Annotated in this window: 14 protein-coding genes; 4 read left to right on the forward strand and 10 right to left on the reverse strand. The window is 47.7% G+C overall.

The window, feature by feature from the left end; genetic code table 11:
* Positions 1-208 precede the first annotated feature (208 nt).
* Both KG631_RS00675 and KG631_RS00680 read left to right on the forward strand, forming a co-directional pair.
* On the forward strand, positions 209-1,162 hold the full coding sequence (locus KG631_RS00675; protein ID WP_213994743.1) for a RimK family alpha-L-glutamate ligase: 954 nt from the start codon (positions 209-211) through the stop codon (positions 1,160-1,162).
* Positions 1,147-1,980 carry a class II glutamine amidotransferase gene (locus tag KG631_RS00680; protein WP_213994745.1) on the forward strand — a complete coding sequence of 278 codons (834 nt, stop codon included), beginning with the start codon at positions 1,147-1,149 and terminating at the stop codon, positions 1,978-1,980. The genes KG631_RS00675 and KG631_RS00680 overlap by 16 nt, the downstream gene beginning before the upstream one ends.
* An 80-nt stretch (positions 1,981-2,060) precedes the next feature.
* On the opposite strand, the gene secF is transcribed toward KG631_RS00680, so the two are convergent.
* The 10 genes from secF to KG631_RS00730 form a co-directional block, all read right to left on the reverse strand.
* A complete protein-coding gene (secF, locus tag KG631_RS00685; protein ID WP_213994749.1) occupies positions 2,061-2,996 on the reverse strand; it encodes a protein translocase subunit SecF in 936 nt (311 codons plus the stop codon).
* Between the two features lie 10 nt (positions 2,997-3,006).
* Positions 3,007-4,860, reverse strand: coding sequence for a protein translocase subunit SecD (secD, locus tag KG631_RS00690; RefSeq protein WP_213994751.1), 1,854 nt, complete (start codon positions 4,858-4,860; stop codon positions 3,007-3,009).
* Between the two features lie 91 nt (positions 4,861-4,951).
* On the reverse strand, positions 4,952-5,281 hold the full coding sequence (locus KG631_RS00695) for a hypothetical protein (RefSeq protein WP_213994754.1): 330 nt from the start codon (positions 5,279-5,281) through the stop codon (positions 4,952-4,954).
* A 147-nt stretch (positions 5,282-5,428) separates the two neighbouring features.
* Positions 5,429-6,967, reverse strand: a complete 1,539-nt coding sequence (locus KG631_RS00700) for a bifunctional GNAT family N-acetyltransferase/carbon-nitrogen hydrolase family protein (RefSeq protein ID WP_213994755.1) — start codon at positions 6,965-6,967, stop codon at positions 5,429-5,431.
* Between the two features lie 19 nt (positions 6,968-6,986).
* Positions 6,987-7,826 (reverse strand): ATP-binding protein, encoded by an 840-nt coding sequence (locus tag KG631_RS00705; protein ID WP_213994756.1) that lies wholly within the window; start codon positions 7,824-7,826, stop codon positions 6,987-6,989.
* Positions 7,823-12,658, reverse strand: coding sequence for an EAL domain-containing protein (locus KG631_RS00710; protein WP_213994757.1), 4,836 nt, complete (start codon positions 12,656-12,658; stop codon positions 7,823-7,825). Before KG631_RS00710 ends, KG631_RS00705 begins: the two co-directional genes overlap by 4 nt.
* Complete coding sequence (locus KG631_RS00715; protein WP_213994758.1) at positions 12,655-13,035, reverse strand: response regulator; 381 nt, start codon at positions 13,033-13,035, stop codon at positions 12,655-12,657. Before KG631_RS00715 ends, KG631_RS00710 begins: the two co-directional genes overlap by 4 nt.
* Positions 13,022-13,399, reverse strand: coding sequence for an Hpt domain-containing protein (locus KG631_RS00720; protein WP_213994759.1), 378 nt, complete (start codon positions 13,397-13,399; stop codon positions 13,022-13,024). The genes KG631_RS00715 and KG631_RS00720 overlap by 14 nt, the downstream gene beginning before the upstream one ends.
* The gene (locus tag KG631_RS00725; RefSeq protein ID WP_213994760.1) at positions 13,392-14,360 is read right to left on the reverse strand and encodes a response regulator; all 969 of its coding nucleotides are present in this window, start codon (positions 14,358-14,360) and stop codon (positions 13,392-13,394) included. The genes KG631_RS00720 and KG631_RS00725 overlap by 8 nt, the downstream gene beginning before the upstream one ends.
* Before the next feature lie 153 nt (positions 14,361-14,513).
* Positions 14,514-15,185 (reverse strand): RluA family pseudouridine synthase, encoded by a 672-nt coding sequence (locus KG631_RS00730; RefSeq protein WP_213994761.1) that lies wholly within the window; start codon positions 15,183-15,185, stop codon positions 14,514-14,516.
* A gap of 152 nt (positions 15,186-15,337) precedes the next feature.
* On the opposite strand from KG631_RS00730, the gene KG631_RS00735 reads away from it, so the two are divergent.
* The gene (locus KG631_RS00735) at positions 15,338-16,057 is read left to right on the forward strand and encodes an RluA family pseudouridine synthase (protein ID WP_213994762.1); all 720 of its coding nucleotides are present in this window, start codon (positions 15,338-15,340) and stop codon (positions 16,055-16,057) included.
* 88 nt (positions 16,058-16,145) lie between these two features.
* Complete coding sequence (gene mscL, locus KG631_RS00740) at positions 16,146-16,547, forward strand: large-conductance mechanosensitive channel protein MscL (protein ID WP_213994763.1); 402 nt, start codon at positions 16,146-16,148, stop codon at positions 16,545-16,547.
* Positions 16,548-16,615: the final 68 nt, after the last annotated feature.

A 16,615-nucleotide genomic window follows, 5' to 3' on the forward strand; every position in this document is an offset into this window, starting at 1 on the left:
ATACCCTCTGACTTAGTAACCAGCAGACGCAGCGTCCAACCCCACTGCTTTTAACGATAATCAGGCCATAAACGTAAAATCGCTGACTAAAATGCGGCCTGAAATGTTAAGTCTAGTCGCAAATCTGAATTTTTGGCTGCAAAAAATAACGTTGTCACGCTGTGCTACACTTTACTTTTAAATAACAAATAATGAGGATTAAATCAGGATGAATATCTGTATTTTGTCCACGGACCAGGTGAAGGACGACCAACGGCTGCTGAATGCGGCGCAGCAGAAAGGCCACAACGCTGAGCTATATAATATTCGGGATATCAGCATGGTACTGACCAGTGACAAGCCGATAATTTATTGGCGGGATCAGGATATTACCAAACGGCTGGACGCGATTATCCCGAGACTGAATGTCAATTTTACAGACTACGGTACCAATGTCCTGCAGCAGTTTATCTGCAGTCAGACTTACGTCAGTGAGTCGCCGGCTGCACTGCGACTGGGCCGTGATAAGCTGAAAAGTCTGCAGTATTTACTGGCAAGGGGCCTGCCATTTCCGGCGACCGGTATTGCTTATACCCCGCAGGGTTTCCGGCAACTGGCCAAAACCATTGGTACGCCGATGATCGTTAAATTAATTGAGAGTACCGAAGGGACCGGCATTTTTCTGGCCCACAACTTAAAAGAAATGGACAACATCGTCAAAACCTTTGGTCAGCTCGGTGCCAGCTATGTTATTCAGTCTTTTATTGCTGAAGCTGCCGGCACCGATGTCAGAGCCTTTGTGATTGGTGGCAAAGTGGTGGCGGCAATGTGTCGCCGCTCTCAGGATGGTGATTTCAGATCGAATGTCGCTCTGGGTGGCCGCTCAGAGCCTTATCAGCTCACGGCAATAGAAGAAGAAATCGTATTGTCGGCGACAGCGGCTATCGGTATTAATGTTGCGGGCGTTGATTTTGTCCGCGCCGATAGCGGCCCCATGCTGCTGGAAGTAAACGTATCCCCTGATTTTACCGGAGATCAGGGTATCGAAAAAGTTACCGGCGTAAATATTGCCGACGCCATTATCGACCATGTTGTCGCCCAGGTATGCAACTTTTATGAGCATCACTATACTAGTGCTACTGTGCTTGAATCACCAAGGGGGATTTTATGTGCCGATGGATAGCCTACACCGGCAAGCCAGTCTATCTGGATACACTTGTTACCAAGCCTGACCATTCACTGGTGGTACAAAGCCGCCACAGCCAGATGAACTTCACGACCAGTGGCGAACTACTAAGCATTAACGGCGATGGTTTTGGTATTGGCTGGTACGATAAACGGGATACGCCGGGTTTGTTTAAAGATGATTTACCGGCCTGGCATAATACCAACCTCGACAACCTGTGCCATCAGGTGCAGTCACATACGTTTCTGGCGCATATCAGGGCGACAACCACCGGCGATATTCAGCGCGCCAACTGCCATCCGTTTGCATACAAAAACTGGCTGTTTCAGCACAATGGTCACATTAGCAACTTCAGTAAGTTACGTCGCCAGCTACAACTGAAGATCGCACCTGAGCTGTTCCCGCTTTTGCAAGGCACCACCGATAGTGAAACCTTTTTTTACCTGGCTATCAGCTATGGCTTACTGGACGCCCCCAAGGCGGCAATGCAGAAAATGGTCAGAGAAGTATTGCAGGTGTTAAATGAGGTTGACGAAGATGGTGTGCTGAATTTGTCATGTGCTTTTTCAGATGGTGAAAAACTATACACATTGCGTTACTCTTATAATGAAGCACCAATGACCCAGTTTGTCTCCAACGACAGTTATTGTTTACAGGAGTTCGCTGACGATAGACCACAAATCCCCGCCGGAAGCACTATTATTGTTTCAGAGCCGCTGGATGACATCAGCGATAAATGGACCAAAATTCCTAATAACTCTTTTACGACTGTATTTCAGAACCAGGTAAAAACTGAACGCTTCCTCGATGACTAGCAAGCTGCTATCCAAGCTCAGTGAGCAGGTTATCCTCAGCCAAAAACGGCCGGTGCCGGCCGCTGTTGGCATGGCCAATATTAACTGTTGTCGGTTTCAGCTTCAGCAGCCACAGGCGGTAACATATCTGCGCGGCTGATCCCCAGAATTTCAGCTATGGCGCTGGCAACATACACAGAAGAGTATGTACCAACGGCAATACCGAACAACAAAGCAGTCGCGAAACCATGAATAAGCGCGCCGCCCATAAAAAACAGCACCAGCAGTACCAGTATCGTGGTCAACGAAGTAATAACAGTGCGGTTTAATGTTGAGGTGATAGCGTGGTTTATCGTGTCATCAACACTGGCATCTCGCAGCTTGCGAAAACTTTCCCTGATCCGGTCAAACACCACTATGGTATCGTTAATCGAGTACCCAATCAGCGCCAGTATTGCCGCCAGCACCGTTAAGTCAAACTCCAGTTGCAAGATGGAAAACAGCCCCACAGTCAGCACCACATCATGTGCCAGCGATGCAACAGCGCCTACCGACAACCGCCATTCAAACCGCATAGCGACATACAGCAGAATACCGATCAACGCCACCAGCATCGCCAGACCACCGTCTTGTTTTAACTCTTCGCCGACACTGGGGCCAACAAACTCGACCCGTCGCATATTTACCGGCTCTGTAAGTTCGGCGTTTAACGCCTGCAATACAGATTCTCCCACGGTTGCCTGCTCAATATCAGCCCGTAGCGGAATACGGATAAGCACATCTTTACTGGAGCCAAACAGCTGAATGACCGCATCGGCATAACCGGCAGCGGCCAGGGTCTGGCGAATTTGAGTTAAATCGGCACTTTGGCTCAGGCCGACCTCAATTACAGTACCGCCGGTAAAATCGAGACCCCAGTTAATGCCCTTAGTAGCAATTGAGCCCAAAGAGCCTAACACCAGCAACACCGACAGCATTACTGCCGGCCATTTAAAGCGCATAAAGTTAACTGACTGGCTAAAATTAAAAATTTGCATACCGTACTCCTTACAGCGGCAGTGACTGCAGACGGCGGCCACCCCAGATTAAATTAACCAGCAAACGGGTACCGACTACCGCAGTAAAAATAGAGGTGATAATGCCTATGGCCAGCGTGATGGCAAAACCTTTGACCGGCCCGGTGCCGACACCAAACAGGATCAGTGCCACCAGCAAGGTGGTAATGTTAGAGTCAGCAATAGTGGCAAACGCACGATCATAGCCATGATGGATAGCCTGCTGCACTGAGCGCCCCTCTGCCAGCTCTTCCCGTATTCGTTCAAATATCAGGACGTTGGCATCAACCGCCATACCAATTGTCAGCACAATACCCGCCATCCCGGGCAAGGTAAGGGTGGCACCGGGCACCATTGATAAAATACCGGTCAATAACACCAGGTTGGCACCCAGTGCAATATTGGCGACCAGGCCAAAGGCTTTGTAATACACCAGCATAAACAGCACGACGGCCACCATGCCCCACTGAATAGCCGTTACCCCCAGCTTAATATTCTCTTTGCCCAGGCTTGGGCCTATGGTGCGTTCTTCAATAATTTGAATTGGCGCCAGCAAGGCACCAGCGCGGAGTAACGTGGCCAGATTCTGCGCTTCGGCCGGAGAATGTAAACCGGTAATCGCAAAGTCGCGGCCTAACCGCATCTGGATCGTGGCATCGTTAATCACTTCCTGCTGCTTAACTAATACCGGCGTACCATCTGCGGCCAGCTCGCTACCCGGTTTATATTCAATAAATACCGAGGCCATGCGCCGGCCAACGGCATCTTTTGATGCAGCAGACAACAAATTACCGCCTGCGGTATCCAGCTTAATATTAACCTGAGGCTGGCTGTATTCGTCGTAACCCGACGTTGCGCCGCTGATATGATCGCCGGTCAGTATTACCCGCTTTTCCAGCAGCAATGGCCGGCCATCCGTGCTGTAAAACAGCTCAGAGCCCCCCGGTAACCGCCCCGCCAAAGCTGCATTAATATCGCTGTCACTATCTACCAGCCGAAACTCCAGCGTAGCGGTGGCACTGAGTATTTCCTTAGCCTGGGCAGTGTCTTGGACACCGGGTAGCTGCACCACAATCCGATCCGCTCCCTGGCGTTGCACTAACGGCTCTGCCACGCCAATTTCGTTTACTCTGTTTCTGATAATGGTGATATTTTGCTCGAGCGCATATTCTCTGATCTCAATAAGTCGTTGCTCAGACATGCTGACCAGCAAACTGAGCGGGCTGGGTCCGTCGTTGATAATTAACTGAGCATCGGTTTTTGTAATCACCGGTAGCGCAGCGGCAAGATCAGCGGCGCTGCGAAAATTCAGCTGAATATGGCCGGAAGCAGGCTCAGCCTGAATGCTGCGATAACGAATTTGCGCCTGTCGCAGCTCGCTTCTGAACTGGCCGGATAAATCGTTCAGATGTTTGTCTAGCGCAGCCTGCATATCAACCGCCAGCAGAAAATGCACGCCACCGCGTAAATCCAGGCCCAGCTTCATCGGTGTCGCACCAATTGCCGCCAACCAGCCAGGAGTAGCGGGTGCCAGACTCAGCGCGGTAATGTAATCAGCACCCAGGAACGCTTTGGCGATATCACGCGCCTGCAACTGTTGTTCCGCGCTATCGAAACGGGCCAGCAGTTTGCCATCTGCAAGCAACACCGACTTAGGCGTAATACCGTCGTTGTTCAGGCGTTCAGCTAACTGCAGCCTGACCTGCTCGGTAACACTAGCGCCGCGGCTGGCACTGATATTCAGCGCCGGATCGGCCGGATATAAATTGGGTAATGCATACAGCAGCGTTAATAACAGCATGCCGATAACGGCCAGATAACGCCAGGCCGGGTTTTTATTTAACATAGAGAGGGTCCTTCACATACTCAGCACCACTACAGCATTGCTATAGCGGGCAAAAAAAATGGCAACAGACTAGACTGTTGCGGCTTGAGTTTTACAGTGAAATAACAGCGGGAGGCGCTCGGGCGGAATATACCCGGCTTAGCGCCGTAACGGCAACCCATTGCCAGCTTATCTCAGCGGCAGCGGTAACTTTTTGAAAAATAAATTCAATTGTTGAGGGTATTGCAAGCAGCGGCTCACCATCACCGCTCTTGTCAGCAGCTAGCTCTTTTTGATGAAGAGCAGAAGTAATAGCAGGGTTCAGCCCCTGCAGCTGGGTCTCGGCTAATCGTGACAGCCCGCTGCCATAAACTGCCACCGTTTGCGGCGAGGACAGTAAAGCCAGATAAACCAGTATGGCAAAGCCAGTGAGCCAGCGCATAACACCTCATAACAGACACAGGCAGCCAACGATGACCTGCTTGCAGTATCATGAGGCTTGGCGCTTAAATAAACAAGCCACTGCGACACAAATAATAAAAAGCCAACGGCGCTTATTTATCTCAATACGCCGCAGGGTTGGTGCCGTTTACTTTTCCGGCTTGACGGACTCTACCAGCGACAACTGATAGACATCATGTCGGCGGTCTTTCATAGTATTGACACTGCCATGGCTATGCAGCTCTTTTAATAAATCCAGATTAACATCTACAATCAGCAGCATTTCTGAATTAGGAGTCGCTTCAGCTTTAATACCGGTGGTGGGAAAGGCAAAATCTGACGGAGTAAACAATGCCGACTGCGCATACTGTATATCCATATTATTGACCCGCGCCAGGTTACCGACTGCTCCGGCAATGGCCACATAGCACTCGTTTTCAATTGCGCGGGCCATGGCGCAGTGCCGCACCCGGGTATAGCCGTTCTGGGTGTCGGTTAAAAACGGCACAAATAAAATATTCATACCCTGATCGGATAAGAGTCGTGCGTATTCCGGAAACTCAACATCGTAGCAAATCATGATGCCAATTTTGCCGCAGTCAGTATCGAATACTTTAACTTTATTACCGCCATGCATTGCCCAGTTGCGCTTTTCCGCCGGCGTAACATGCACCTTGTCGTATTGCTCCCAGCTACCATCGCGCCGGCATAAAAACCCGCTATTGTGCAGCTTACCATCATAAATACACGGCATACTGCCAGTAATAATGTTTATGTTATAAGCGATGGCGAATTCAACAAATTTATCGCGAATCGTATCGGTATATTTGGCCAGCTCGCGAATGCTCTGGGTAACACTTAAATGGTTATAATGCTCCATCAACGGCGCAGCAAATAATTCCGGAAACAGAATAAAATCGCTTTTATAATCTGATACCGCATCAACAAAAAACTCCATCTGTTCAAACAGCTGGTTAATGTCTTTCATATTGCGCATTTGCCACTGCACCAGGCCAAGCCGCACTTCTGCTTTGGGTGCGTTAATTAATTTTACGGATTTGGTGTAATAGATGTTGGCCCATTCCAGCAGCGTTGCATATTCCTGTGACTGGGTATCGCCGGGAATATAGCCCTTTAATAACTTTCTGACATGAAAACCATTGGCCAACTGAAAACTGAGTACCGGATCGTACAGCTCTTTGCGTTTTACTTTTTCAATAAACTGCTTAGCACTGAGTGTGTCGGAGTGCTGCTCGTAATTGGGCATTCTGCCACCGGCCATAATGGCCCGTAAATTCAAGTTCTCACAAATCTCTTTGCGCACATCATAAAGCCGCCGTGCCAGACGCAAACCACGGTAATCAGGGTGAATAAACACTTCAATACCGTAGAGTACATCGCCATTATGATCATGGTTATCAAAGGAAAAACCAGTAACAATTTGCTCGTAGGTATGATCATCACTAAATTTGCGGTAATCAATAATAATTGAAAACGCGCAGCCAACAACTTTCCCGTCAACACAGACACAAATCTGGCCCTCAGGAAACTTGGTTAACAGAGTATCAACCCGCTCTGCCGTCCAGGTTAACAGTGGTCCAGCTTCATACACCTGCTCAGATGCTTCGCGTAGCTCAGCCATATCCTGATTGGTCAGATGGCGAATTTCAACGTGATTAGCTTCCATTATTTCTCCTGCGTGCTGTTTAATCAGGCAACTGCCGTGGAATTTTTACCGTAAAACAGCTACCGCTGCCCGGCGTACTGTCAACATCAATGACGCCGCGATGTTTTTCAATAATACTGCGGGACAATGACAACCCCAAACCGGTGCCTTGTCCCTTGGGTTTAGTCGTGTAAAACGGCTCGAAAATCCGGGCTAGCTCTGCACTGCTCATCCCTTTGCCATTATCACTCACTGAAAACCACAACCAATTGTCATTAAATCCTGTGGTTATCCGGATAATACCATTTTGCTCAATGGCTTGCGCTGCGTTTAATAACAGATTCAGTAATACCTGATTCAGTTGCGATGGAATACAGAGCAAGGTTGGCAGCTCCGTAAACTCCTTGATCACTTCCGCTTTATATTTCAACTCGTTAGCAACTAAATTAAAGGTTGATTGGATCCCCTGATGCAAGTCAGCTTCAATGAAATCAGCATCCTCGATATGCGAAAAATCTTTTAAATCACGAATGATCTCAACAACCCGGTTTAGCCCCTGCTCTGACTCCTGCACCAGCTTAGGTAAATCAGCGCAAACGTAGTCAAAATCAAAGTTTGTTAACAATGTAGTGCGGGCCCCTTCCTCCACTTGCAAGCTAAGCAACTTGACTAAATTAATTAAGCTGCTTGAATACTCAGCCAGCATTTTCATGTTGGATGACACATAGCCAATAGGGTTATTGATTTCATGAGCTACACCAGCCGCTAATTGCCCCAATGACGCCAGCTTTTCAGATTGCAGCAATTGCTCTTTCAGTACTTGCAGCTCAGCTTGTAACTCGACCAGCTGTCCGGCGTCAGTCTCTGCTGTCGGTTTCATAATTTCTCCGCTTTATCAGTCACCTGCTGCTGATGTTTAAGAAATGCTTTTTTAATCTCCTGCCGCAACTCATCATCCTGCCATGGCTTGGTCATAAATTTGTAAATAGCACCTTTGTTTATCGCCTCAGTTACCGACTTAAGATCGGTATAACCAGACAACACAATCCGAATGGTGTCTGGATACATATCTTTAACCTGGCTGAGGAACTCAGTACCACTCATCCCGGGCATCCGTTGATCTGACACAATAACCTGTACCTGATGTAATGCCAGTATTTCAAAAGCCTGGGCCGCGCTGCTACTTGTCAGGATCTGATACCCTTCTTTACGTAACAACCGGCTCAACGCACTAAGGATATTTTCTTCATCGTCGACCAGTAAAATACTCTTGGTACCACTAACCGCCACCGGCCGGATTAAGCGGGTTTGCTGATAATTTTGTAAGTAATGTTCCAGTTTATCTGCTGGCATTGGCCTGCCATAGTAGTAACCCTGAAATTCATCGCATAAATTTTTTCTCAGCAGCGCAGCCTGTGCTTCGCTCTCGACCCCTTCGGCAATAACTTTTATATCCAGGTGGTGTGCCAAACCAATAATGGCTTTACTGATAGCCGCATCACGTTTGTCCGATACGATATCCCGGATAAAAGCGCGGTCTATTTTTAACTTATCAATTGGCAATCGCTTTAGATAACTGAGGCTGGAAAATCCGGTTCCGAAATCGTCTATTGACACTTTTACGCCTAGTTGCCTTAACTCTTGCAATTTTAGAATCACCTGCTCAGTATTTTCAAATAACAATGACTCTGTTAACTCTATTTCAAACCAATTGGCTGCCAAGCCGGTTGCCTCAATAGATTGACGTAAGTCTGTGACGAAACTCACCCTGCTAAACTGAATGGAAGACACATTGACTGCCATCACTACAGTAGCAATGCCCCGCTCCATCAAAGATTTGTTATATTGACTGGCTTTATTTATTACCCATTTTCCCAGCGGCACTATCTCACCGCTATACTCTGCCAGCGGAATGAATTCATCCGGACTAATAAAGCCTAATGTGGGGTGCGGCCAGCGCAGCAGCGCTTCTAAACCGACAATATCACCGCTGACTGCATCGATTTGCGGCTGGTAGTACAATTCAAATTCTTCATTAGCTATGGCTTTTTTTAACTGTGCCCGCAGATCAAGTTGTTGCGCAGTTGCGCTGTCTAATTCGCTGCTGTACCACTGATAGTTATTGCGGCCTAACTGTTTAGCCTTATACATGGCAAGATCAGCTTGTTGCACCAATTGCATCGGCTCGGTTAATTGTCTAGCCGTTGTACTGATACCAATACTGGCTGAAATATGCAGCTCTTTCCCACTCACAGTTAACGGGCCGGCAACTGCAACTAAGATCCGCTCAGCCACTGCGTTAACTTCACCCTGAACATCGGTGGCATTTAATTCTGTCAGCAGTAACACAAACTCATCACCGCCAATTCTGGCCAGGGTGTCGCCCGGGCGAATACAGGAGGTAATTCGCTGACTTATTTGTCGTAGAACTTCATCGCCCGTCATATGTCCCAGACTGTCATTTATCGCTTTAAAACCATCTAAGTCGATAAAAAGTACGGCAACGTGCTGCTCCCGGCGCAGTCCCACCTGACAACTTTGGGCGAGTCTGTCTTGCAACAACGCCCGGTTAGGTAAGCCGGTTAGTAAATCGTGTGATGCGTTGTAAGCCAGTTCCTGTTCAAATTTTTTCTGCGGTGTCACATCAGTTTGCACACCAATGTAATGCGTAATATCACCATATTCGTTGGGTACGGGTGCTAAAAACAGCTGATTCCAGAATAAGCTGTTATCTTTCCTGTAATTTTTCAGCACGACACTGCATTCCTGGCGTTCTTCAATAGCCCGACGAATTTGATTAACAGCGACAGCATCGGGTTCAGCGCCTTGCAGTATCCGGCAATTACGGCCGATAATTTCTTCAGCGTTATATCCCGTTAATTTCTCAAAAGCTGCGTTTACATAGCTTACCGGCTGGTCCGGCTTAGTCAGGTCGGCAATGGTGATACCGTTAGACGTCGCATCGACTGCCCGTTTAAAGAGCCTTAGTTGTTGCTCTGCTTTTAAGCGCTGGGTAATGTCTTTCGACATACCGATAACTTCAGCAACCTGGCCGTCTTGCCAGTTCGGCACCAATGAAATATACAACTCAATCTGCTGGCCGGTAACGTTAATAATACTGGCTTCAAAGCGTTCTGCATTGCCCGCTAACACATTAGCAAAGTACTGTTCAACCTGAGGTAAATGCTCAGGCAAAATGACTTTGTCAAAGTGCATTCCTGTTATGTCGGTTATATCGCTTTCAAGCATTTGACAACCCGCTTCGTTCATATCAACGAAGCACCCCTCAGGGTTAATCACATACACGGGTTCCGGATTAAAGTGAAATAGTGAGTGATACCGTTGATCACTTTGTTGCAACTGACGTTTGTGTACTGAACGCTCCAGCGCTACTGCAGCAAAGCGGCTGCAGTTAAGCATCAGTTCCAGCTCTTCTTTGCTGGCGGCTCTTGCTTCAGAACAATACAGATCAATAGTCCCCAGTACCTCGTCTTGTGCTGATATCATTGGCATGGACCAGCACGCCAGCATTCCGTCTGCCAATGCAACGGGCGCAAGCTCACGCCATCTATCGTCAGTCGCAATATCGTTTACCAGAACCAGACTTTTCTGATAGGCCGCGGTACCACAAGAAGCAACATTATCCGCTATTGGCAGGTGACGTATTGCCGTTTTGTAAGCAACTGACAGCGAGGGTGCCGCCTCTAAATATAAAACATCATGTTGCTTTAACATGACCGTAGCACGCACCATGCTACTTTGCTGTTCGGCCATCTGACAAATACGATTCAGAATATCGGGTAGCGGTCGCTCAGTAGAAATCATTCGCAGTATTGATTGCTGAACCGCCTGATATTGCTCTGCGTTTACCATGTCGTTTATGTTGCGGGCAATCACATACATTAGGCCCTGCCTTGCAACGTAATTACCGCCCCACATTAAATGCACTACCGTGCCATCTTTACGCAAATAACGGTTTCTGAAATCACTCGTTAACTTCGCCGCATCGACAACCTGCCGTACTTCGTTCTCAGTAATAACTTTGTCGTCCTGATGAACAAAATCGATAAAGGCTTTACCCACTAACTCATCAGCCCGGTAACCAAGAACCTGCTGACATGACGCACTCACTTCAACAAAGTAACCCTGGCTATCAATCACACAAATCATATCGGCAGAGTTACTCATAATTTGTTGCTGCTGTAACTGCAAACGCTGCAGTTCTGCGATATTACGCTGCAACTTGTTGTTACTTGCCATTAAGTGCAAACGATGGCGCTGACTTTGCTGATATAGTTTCTGGCTTAACATAATGAGCCAAGTGATTAACCAGCCGGCAAGCAAAATCAACCCGGCGGTGATCAGATGGCTGGTGAAGACGGTTTGCTGATGGGTATGAATATGCAACTGCCAGTGCAGTTTTGCCGGTAAAGTAATCTGATAACTCCCGACCGCAACCAGATTAGCAACGGCGCTTGCTGAGTCGTAAATCATGCTTTGCTGAGTGGGCTGCAGCAATTGCACAAAGTAACCTGGCGGTACCAAATCAGAAATAATATCGGCCATTGCCCGGGAAAAGTCTACCGCAGCGACCAAACGCGTGACGCCCAGCCGATTATCAGCCGGCAAAGAGATAATAATAAAAGCATGATCGATAACACTGTCATAATGCAAAGTCAGCTCTGGTTGCGTATGACTTATCGACGGGATGCCCGACACCGCGCTTTGTTGCAATAAATAGTGATTGAACCAGACTAATTCAGTTGAGTACTGTGCTTTTGCATGCAGTATCTCGTTACCAACACCCTGTACTGCAAGGTAGTCCATATAAGGGAAGTCACGTAAGTAACTGTTAAACTCTGTTTCGTAGTAAGCAGCAGGCAATTCTGCTTCAGCGGCAGTTATTCGCTCCGCCAGCCGATTCATTAAACCGCGCTGCTCCGCAACAATCTGATCGACATTGTGCTGCATCTGTCCGGCTATTGCGCTCGCAGCTTGTGAAATTTTGGTCGGTAACTGATATGCATAGTTAAACCAGACAATGATTGATAGCAAGCCAATAAAGCTAACCAGCAGCCAGCCACTTTTAGATAGATACTGCTCTGCATAGCGCCATTTTATATAGGGTACACAAAAGCTGGCGATGGCCAGCAAAAAAAGCGAGATCGCCATATAAAGTGACGCAGCAGTGCTTGGACTTAAATTAAGCCAGGATAACGCTGTGACCTGCGCCAGTAACACCATTAAACATATAACAATGACGACCAGATTAGCCAGCAGCTGAATCACTGAAAAAACTGACACGCCAACAGCCGCTTTACCGCGACGTCTGCTAAGCCAGGGCAAACAAAGTAATACTAACGCAATACCCTGCCAAAGTGGCAGCCTGCTCTGACCACTTAACCAGCTGACATTAGCAACAGACGTCGCTGGCATATGCCAAAGCAGGCTGGCACCTACCAGCAGCGCCACCACAGCGATACCACCATAAATAAGCACCCGCTTTTTGGTGGCAGCGCCGACTAATAGCATACTGACGGCAAACAATCCCAAAGCACTGTCTGGCAACATCACAAATCGATAAGGGGTTGAGTCGTTAAAGACAACCAGATCTGCCAGCACCACCACGCTGGTAAACAGCACAATCATAGTACTGCTGTAAAACAAGCTACTGGTTATTAAGCTGCTAAATCGGACATGTTTATTGGTCATAATCTTGCTGGCCGCCCCGAATTTAGTTGCTCAATACAATTGACTAACGTCAGTTTGCTGCAGGGTTTGCTTAAGACCGCATCCAATATCAGTTCTGCTGCTTTGTGCTGCAATGCCTGCTCTGCATCGCCGCTGACTAACACCCGCTTAATAGCCGGATAGCGCAGCTGCAATTGCATTAATAGCTGGCTACCGGTAACAACAGGCATTTGCTGGTCAATAAAGGCGATGTCAAAATCTGCCAACTCCGGCAGTGTTAACACCAGTTCCGGTGATTGCAGAAACTCACATTGATAAGGTGTTGCGCGCAACATCCGCTGATACGCACTCAGCACAAAAGCGTCATCGTCAACAAATAGCAACCTAAACATTGGCATGGCCATGTTCTTGCAGGGTGTGATGCAGCTGTAACATCAATGTCCGCCATACTATCGCCAGCTCCTGCTGGCAGTCGTCCAAAGCAACCTTGTCGCCCTGGCGGGCAGCCAGTTCTGTCCTCTGGCATAGTGTCATTAACTGGCAGGCGCCAACTAAACCGCACATGCTTTTTAAGCTATGACTCAAGCGGGCAACCTCTGGATAATCCTGGGTCTGCAAAGCCTGCTGCAGATAGTCAATATAGCTGTTTGCCTCAGCGCGAAAACTGCTTAATACCTGACATATCGTCACGGCGCTATTATCGCCATACATCCCGGTCAGTATGTGTAAATCTAATACCGCCGGCCCGGTGCAGCTAGTCATTACCAGCCTCGCCTTCATTTTCGGTTATCTGAATAATGGGTCGGTTGCAGGTTTGCATCCACCAGTATGACAACCGTTTTAACAATATCAGCACCTGACTATGGTGCTTGATATTGATATTGTTCAATTCGAGGATATGAGGTTTTAATTTCTCCAACCGCTGCTGAAACAGCAACCAGAAATCACGCCGCTGTTCTTTGTTTTTGATATTTTTAGCAATATGGAATAAATAATCAGCAGCCTCGCAGGCACGTTTCCGCTCACTTTCTATAGCCACTGGCTTACAGTTGCCAACAAACACATTATGAAAACAGCTAACATTAAAGGCAAAATTGCGCATCCGCCGATCAAGCTGAAAGTAACCCGTTGTGGCGCCTTCAGGCCATACTAAAAAATCTTTTTTATCAGCGACTGTGCTGTCTGCATCAGCCTGATCTTCATTTTCTTTTTTATTTTCTGGTAACTCACGGACAATAGCGACACTGAATCCGCGGTCGGTAGGCGGGTCGACAATGATACTTCCAGAATCAGCGACTAATTTTGCATAATGCCCAACCGGCTTAACGGCTTTGTGATGCTGTAAATGATGTTGAATTTTTTTAGTTAACACGGCCGATGTGATTGGCTTGGCCAGGAAGTCGTTAATATCAAAGGCAATACTTTGTTCAATAACATCGCGGTAGGCATTACCGGAAAACATAATGATCGGAATATCGTGCGCCGTATTGCTAAACATACCGGAGCGAACACGTTGCACCAGCTCTAAGCCAGAGGGCGCCCGCATTTCGATATCGGTAATCAGTAAATCTATTGTCTCGTTCTCCAGAAATTCCGCTGCTGTTTTACCATCCAGTGCTTTAAAAGCCCGGCAGCCCGCAACCTGATTGGCCACGCCATACAAAAAATCACACATTAGTATGACGTCATCGACCACCAAAACATGAATATTTCTTGTTAACATAAGGAGTTAGGATACCTGCTGTCTGACCCAACACATGGCATTTTGTCTTGCCATGAAACTGCTTTAGTATAGTCATGCTTATACCTATATGATTACCAAATAGCAAAATTATCCTGCTCCACGTTACGCTGGCGGTTTAGACTAAATTAGCAATCAAAAATCAGCCGGGACGTCCAATGTCACTGGCTGTAAGGTCAGTGGGTGCAGAAAACGGATAAAACTGGCATGCAGCAACAAACGTTCAGCTTTGGCAATAACCTCCTGGGTGCCATACAGAGTATCGCCTAAAATGGGGTGGCCAATTGCTTTTAAATGCAGCCGCAACTGATGCGAGCGACCAGTAATCGGGGTTAACAGCAGCCTGCTTTGTGCCATTACTGTATCACGGCTAATTACCTGATATTGAGTTAAAGACGCTTTGCCGTTTTGCTGACAAATTTTATAAAGTGGCCGGCTTTCCTGATCAGCTGCAATCGGCAGGTTAATTTCGCCGCCTTTTTTCTGCACCAAGCCTGCCACCACGGCCTGATAGTGTTTATCGATGGTCCTGGCCTGAAATTGTTTACTCAACTCAGATAAGGCTCTTTTCGTCAGCGGCAACAGCACAATGCCCGACGTATCGTAATCCAGCCGGTGCACCACTGTGGCCGACGGCCATTCGCGCTGCACTCGGCTGATTAAACAATCCTGATTGGCCGGATGCCTGCCCGGCACCGTCAGTAATTTCGGCGGTTTATTGACCACCAGCAATTGTTCATCTTCATACAACACGGTAAAAGGCTGGTCAGTTGCCGCCAACACGGTCAGTTCAGATAACTCAGTCATTGTTTAATCAGACCCAATAAGTAAATTTTGTGAACCCCCAAAAAATTCTGCGGGGCCACACTTTGCTTTGCCAGTATTATGCCTGATAAGCGGTTTGTCTGCTGACTAAAATCGGCTATGCTACAGGCCGGATTGACTGCAGAAACTGGTTTATGGCCGATACGTTTAACTATGCGCCCCCAACTGAGCCCTGGCTGGATATTTTATATCAGGATAAAGATATCATCGTCCTGAATAAACCCAGTGGTTTGCTGACAAATCCAGGCCGCGGCTCCCTACTTAGCGATAGCTTGTTCAGCCGGGTTAAAACCGAATTTGAGTTAGCCCAACTGGTCCACCGGCTCGATTTAAGTACCTCCGGTGTGGTGGTGATGGCACTGCGGCGTAAAGCTGAGCGCGAGCTAAAACGCCAGTTTGCCGGGCGTGAAGTTAAAAAACGTTATCTGGCAGTAGTCGCCGGCCAACTTACCCAGGCCAGTGGCAGCATCAACTTACCACTGGCCGTAGATCCGGAGCGGGCGCCGCGCCAGAAAGTTTGTCACCAGACAGGCAAAGCATCTTTAACCCATTATCGGGTCCTGCAGCAACTGGTCAATTCGACACTGGTTGAGCTATGCCCGGTAACCGGACGCTCGCATCAATTGCGGGTACACATGCTGGCCCTGGGCCATCCGATTCTGGGTGACGCTTTCTATGCGTCGCCGCAAATTTTAGCTGCCGCTCCCCGCTTATTGTTGCATGCAGCCAATTTACAACTCCAGCACCCCTATTCTGGCCGATCTCTTGAATTTAATGCCGACACCGACTTTGTTTCTGCCAATGGCAGCCTGAACTGGCCAACTGAACGTTTTCCTGACAAAGCACACTGGTAAATTTAGCCGGCCTGACTATAGTGATTATACCTGCCATCGCACCCGCACATGGCAAGGCAGATTAATAACAATAAAACAGGAATTTACTATGAGTGTGCTCAGTGAGTTTAAAAGCTTTGCCATGCGCGGCAATGTGGTTGATATGGCAGTGGGAATTATTATTGGTGCCGCTTTTGGCAAAATTGTGTCGTCTTTTGTCGCCGATGTAGTGATGCCGCCGATAGGCGTATTGTTAGGTGGGGTCGATTTTGCTGATTTGATGGTTATTATCCAGCAGGAAACTGCTGAACAGGCGGCCGTTACCATCAAATACGGGGCCTTTTTGCAAACTATTATCGATTTCTTAATTATTGCCCTGGCGGTGTTTGTTGGTGTTAAAGCAATGAATTCGATGAAAGCAAAAGAAGAAGCTAAGCCGCCTGCTGTCGCGGAAGTACCGGAAGATGTTAAGTTACTGGCTGAAATCCGGGATTTGCTGAAAAAGTCGTAGCAGTGTTTAACTAAGTTATCCGTTAAAAAACGTCTCTGCAGAGACGTTTTTTTTATTTACCTCAGCAC

The organism is Arsukibacterium sp., assembly GCF_018402695.1.
GTDB lineage: Bacteria > Pseudomonadota > Gammaproteobacteria > Enterobacterales > Alteromonadaceae > Alishewanella.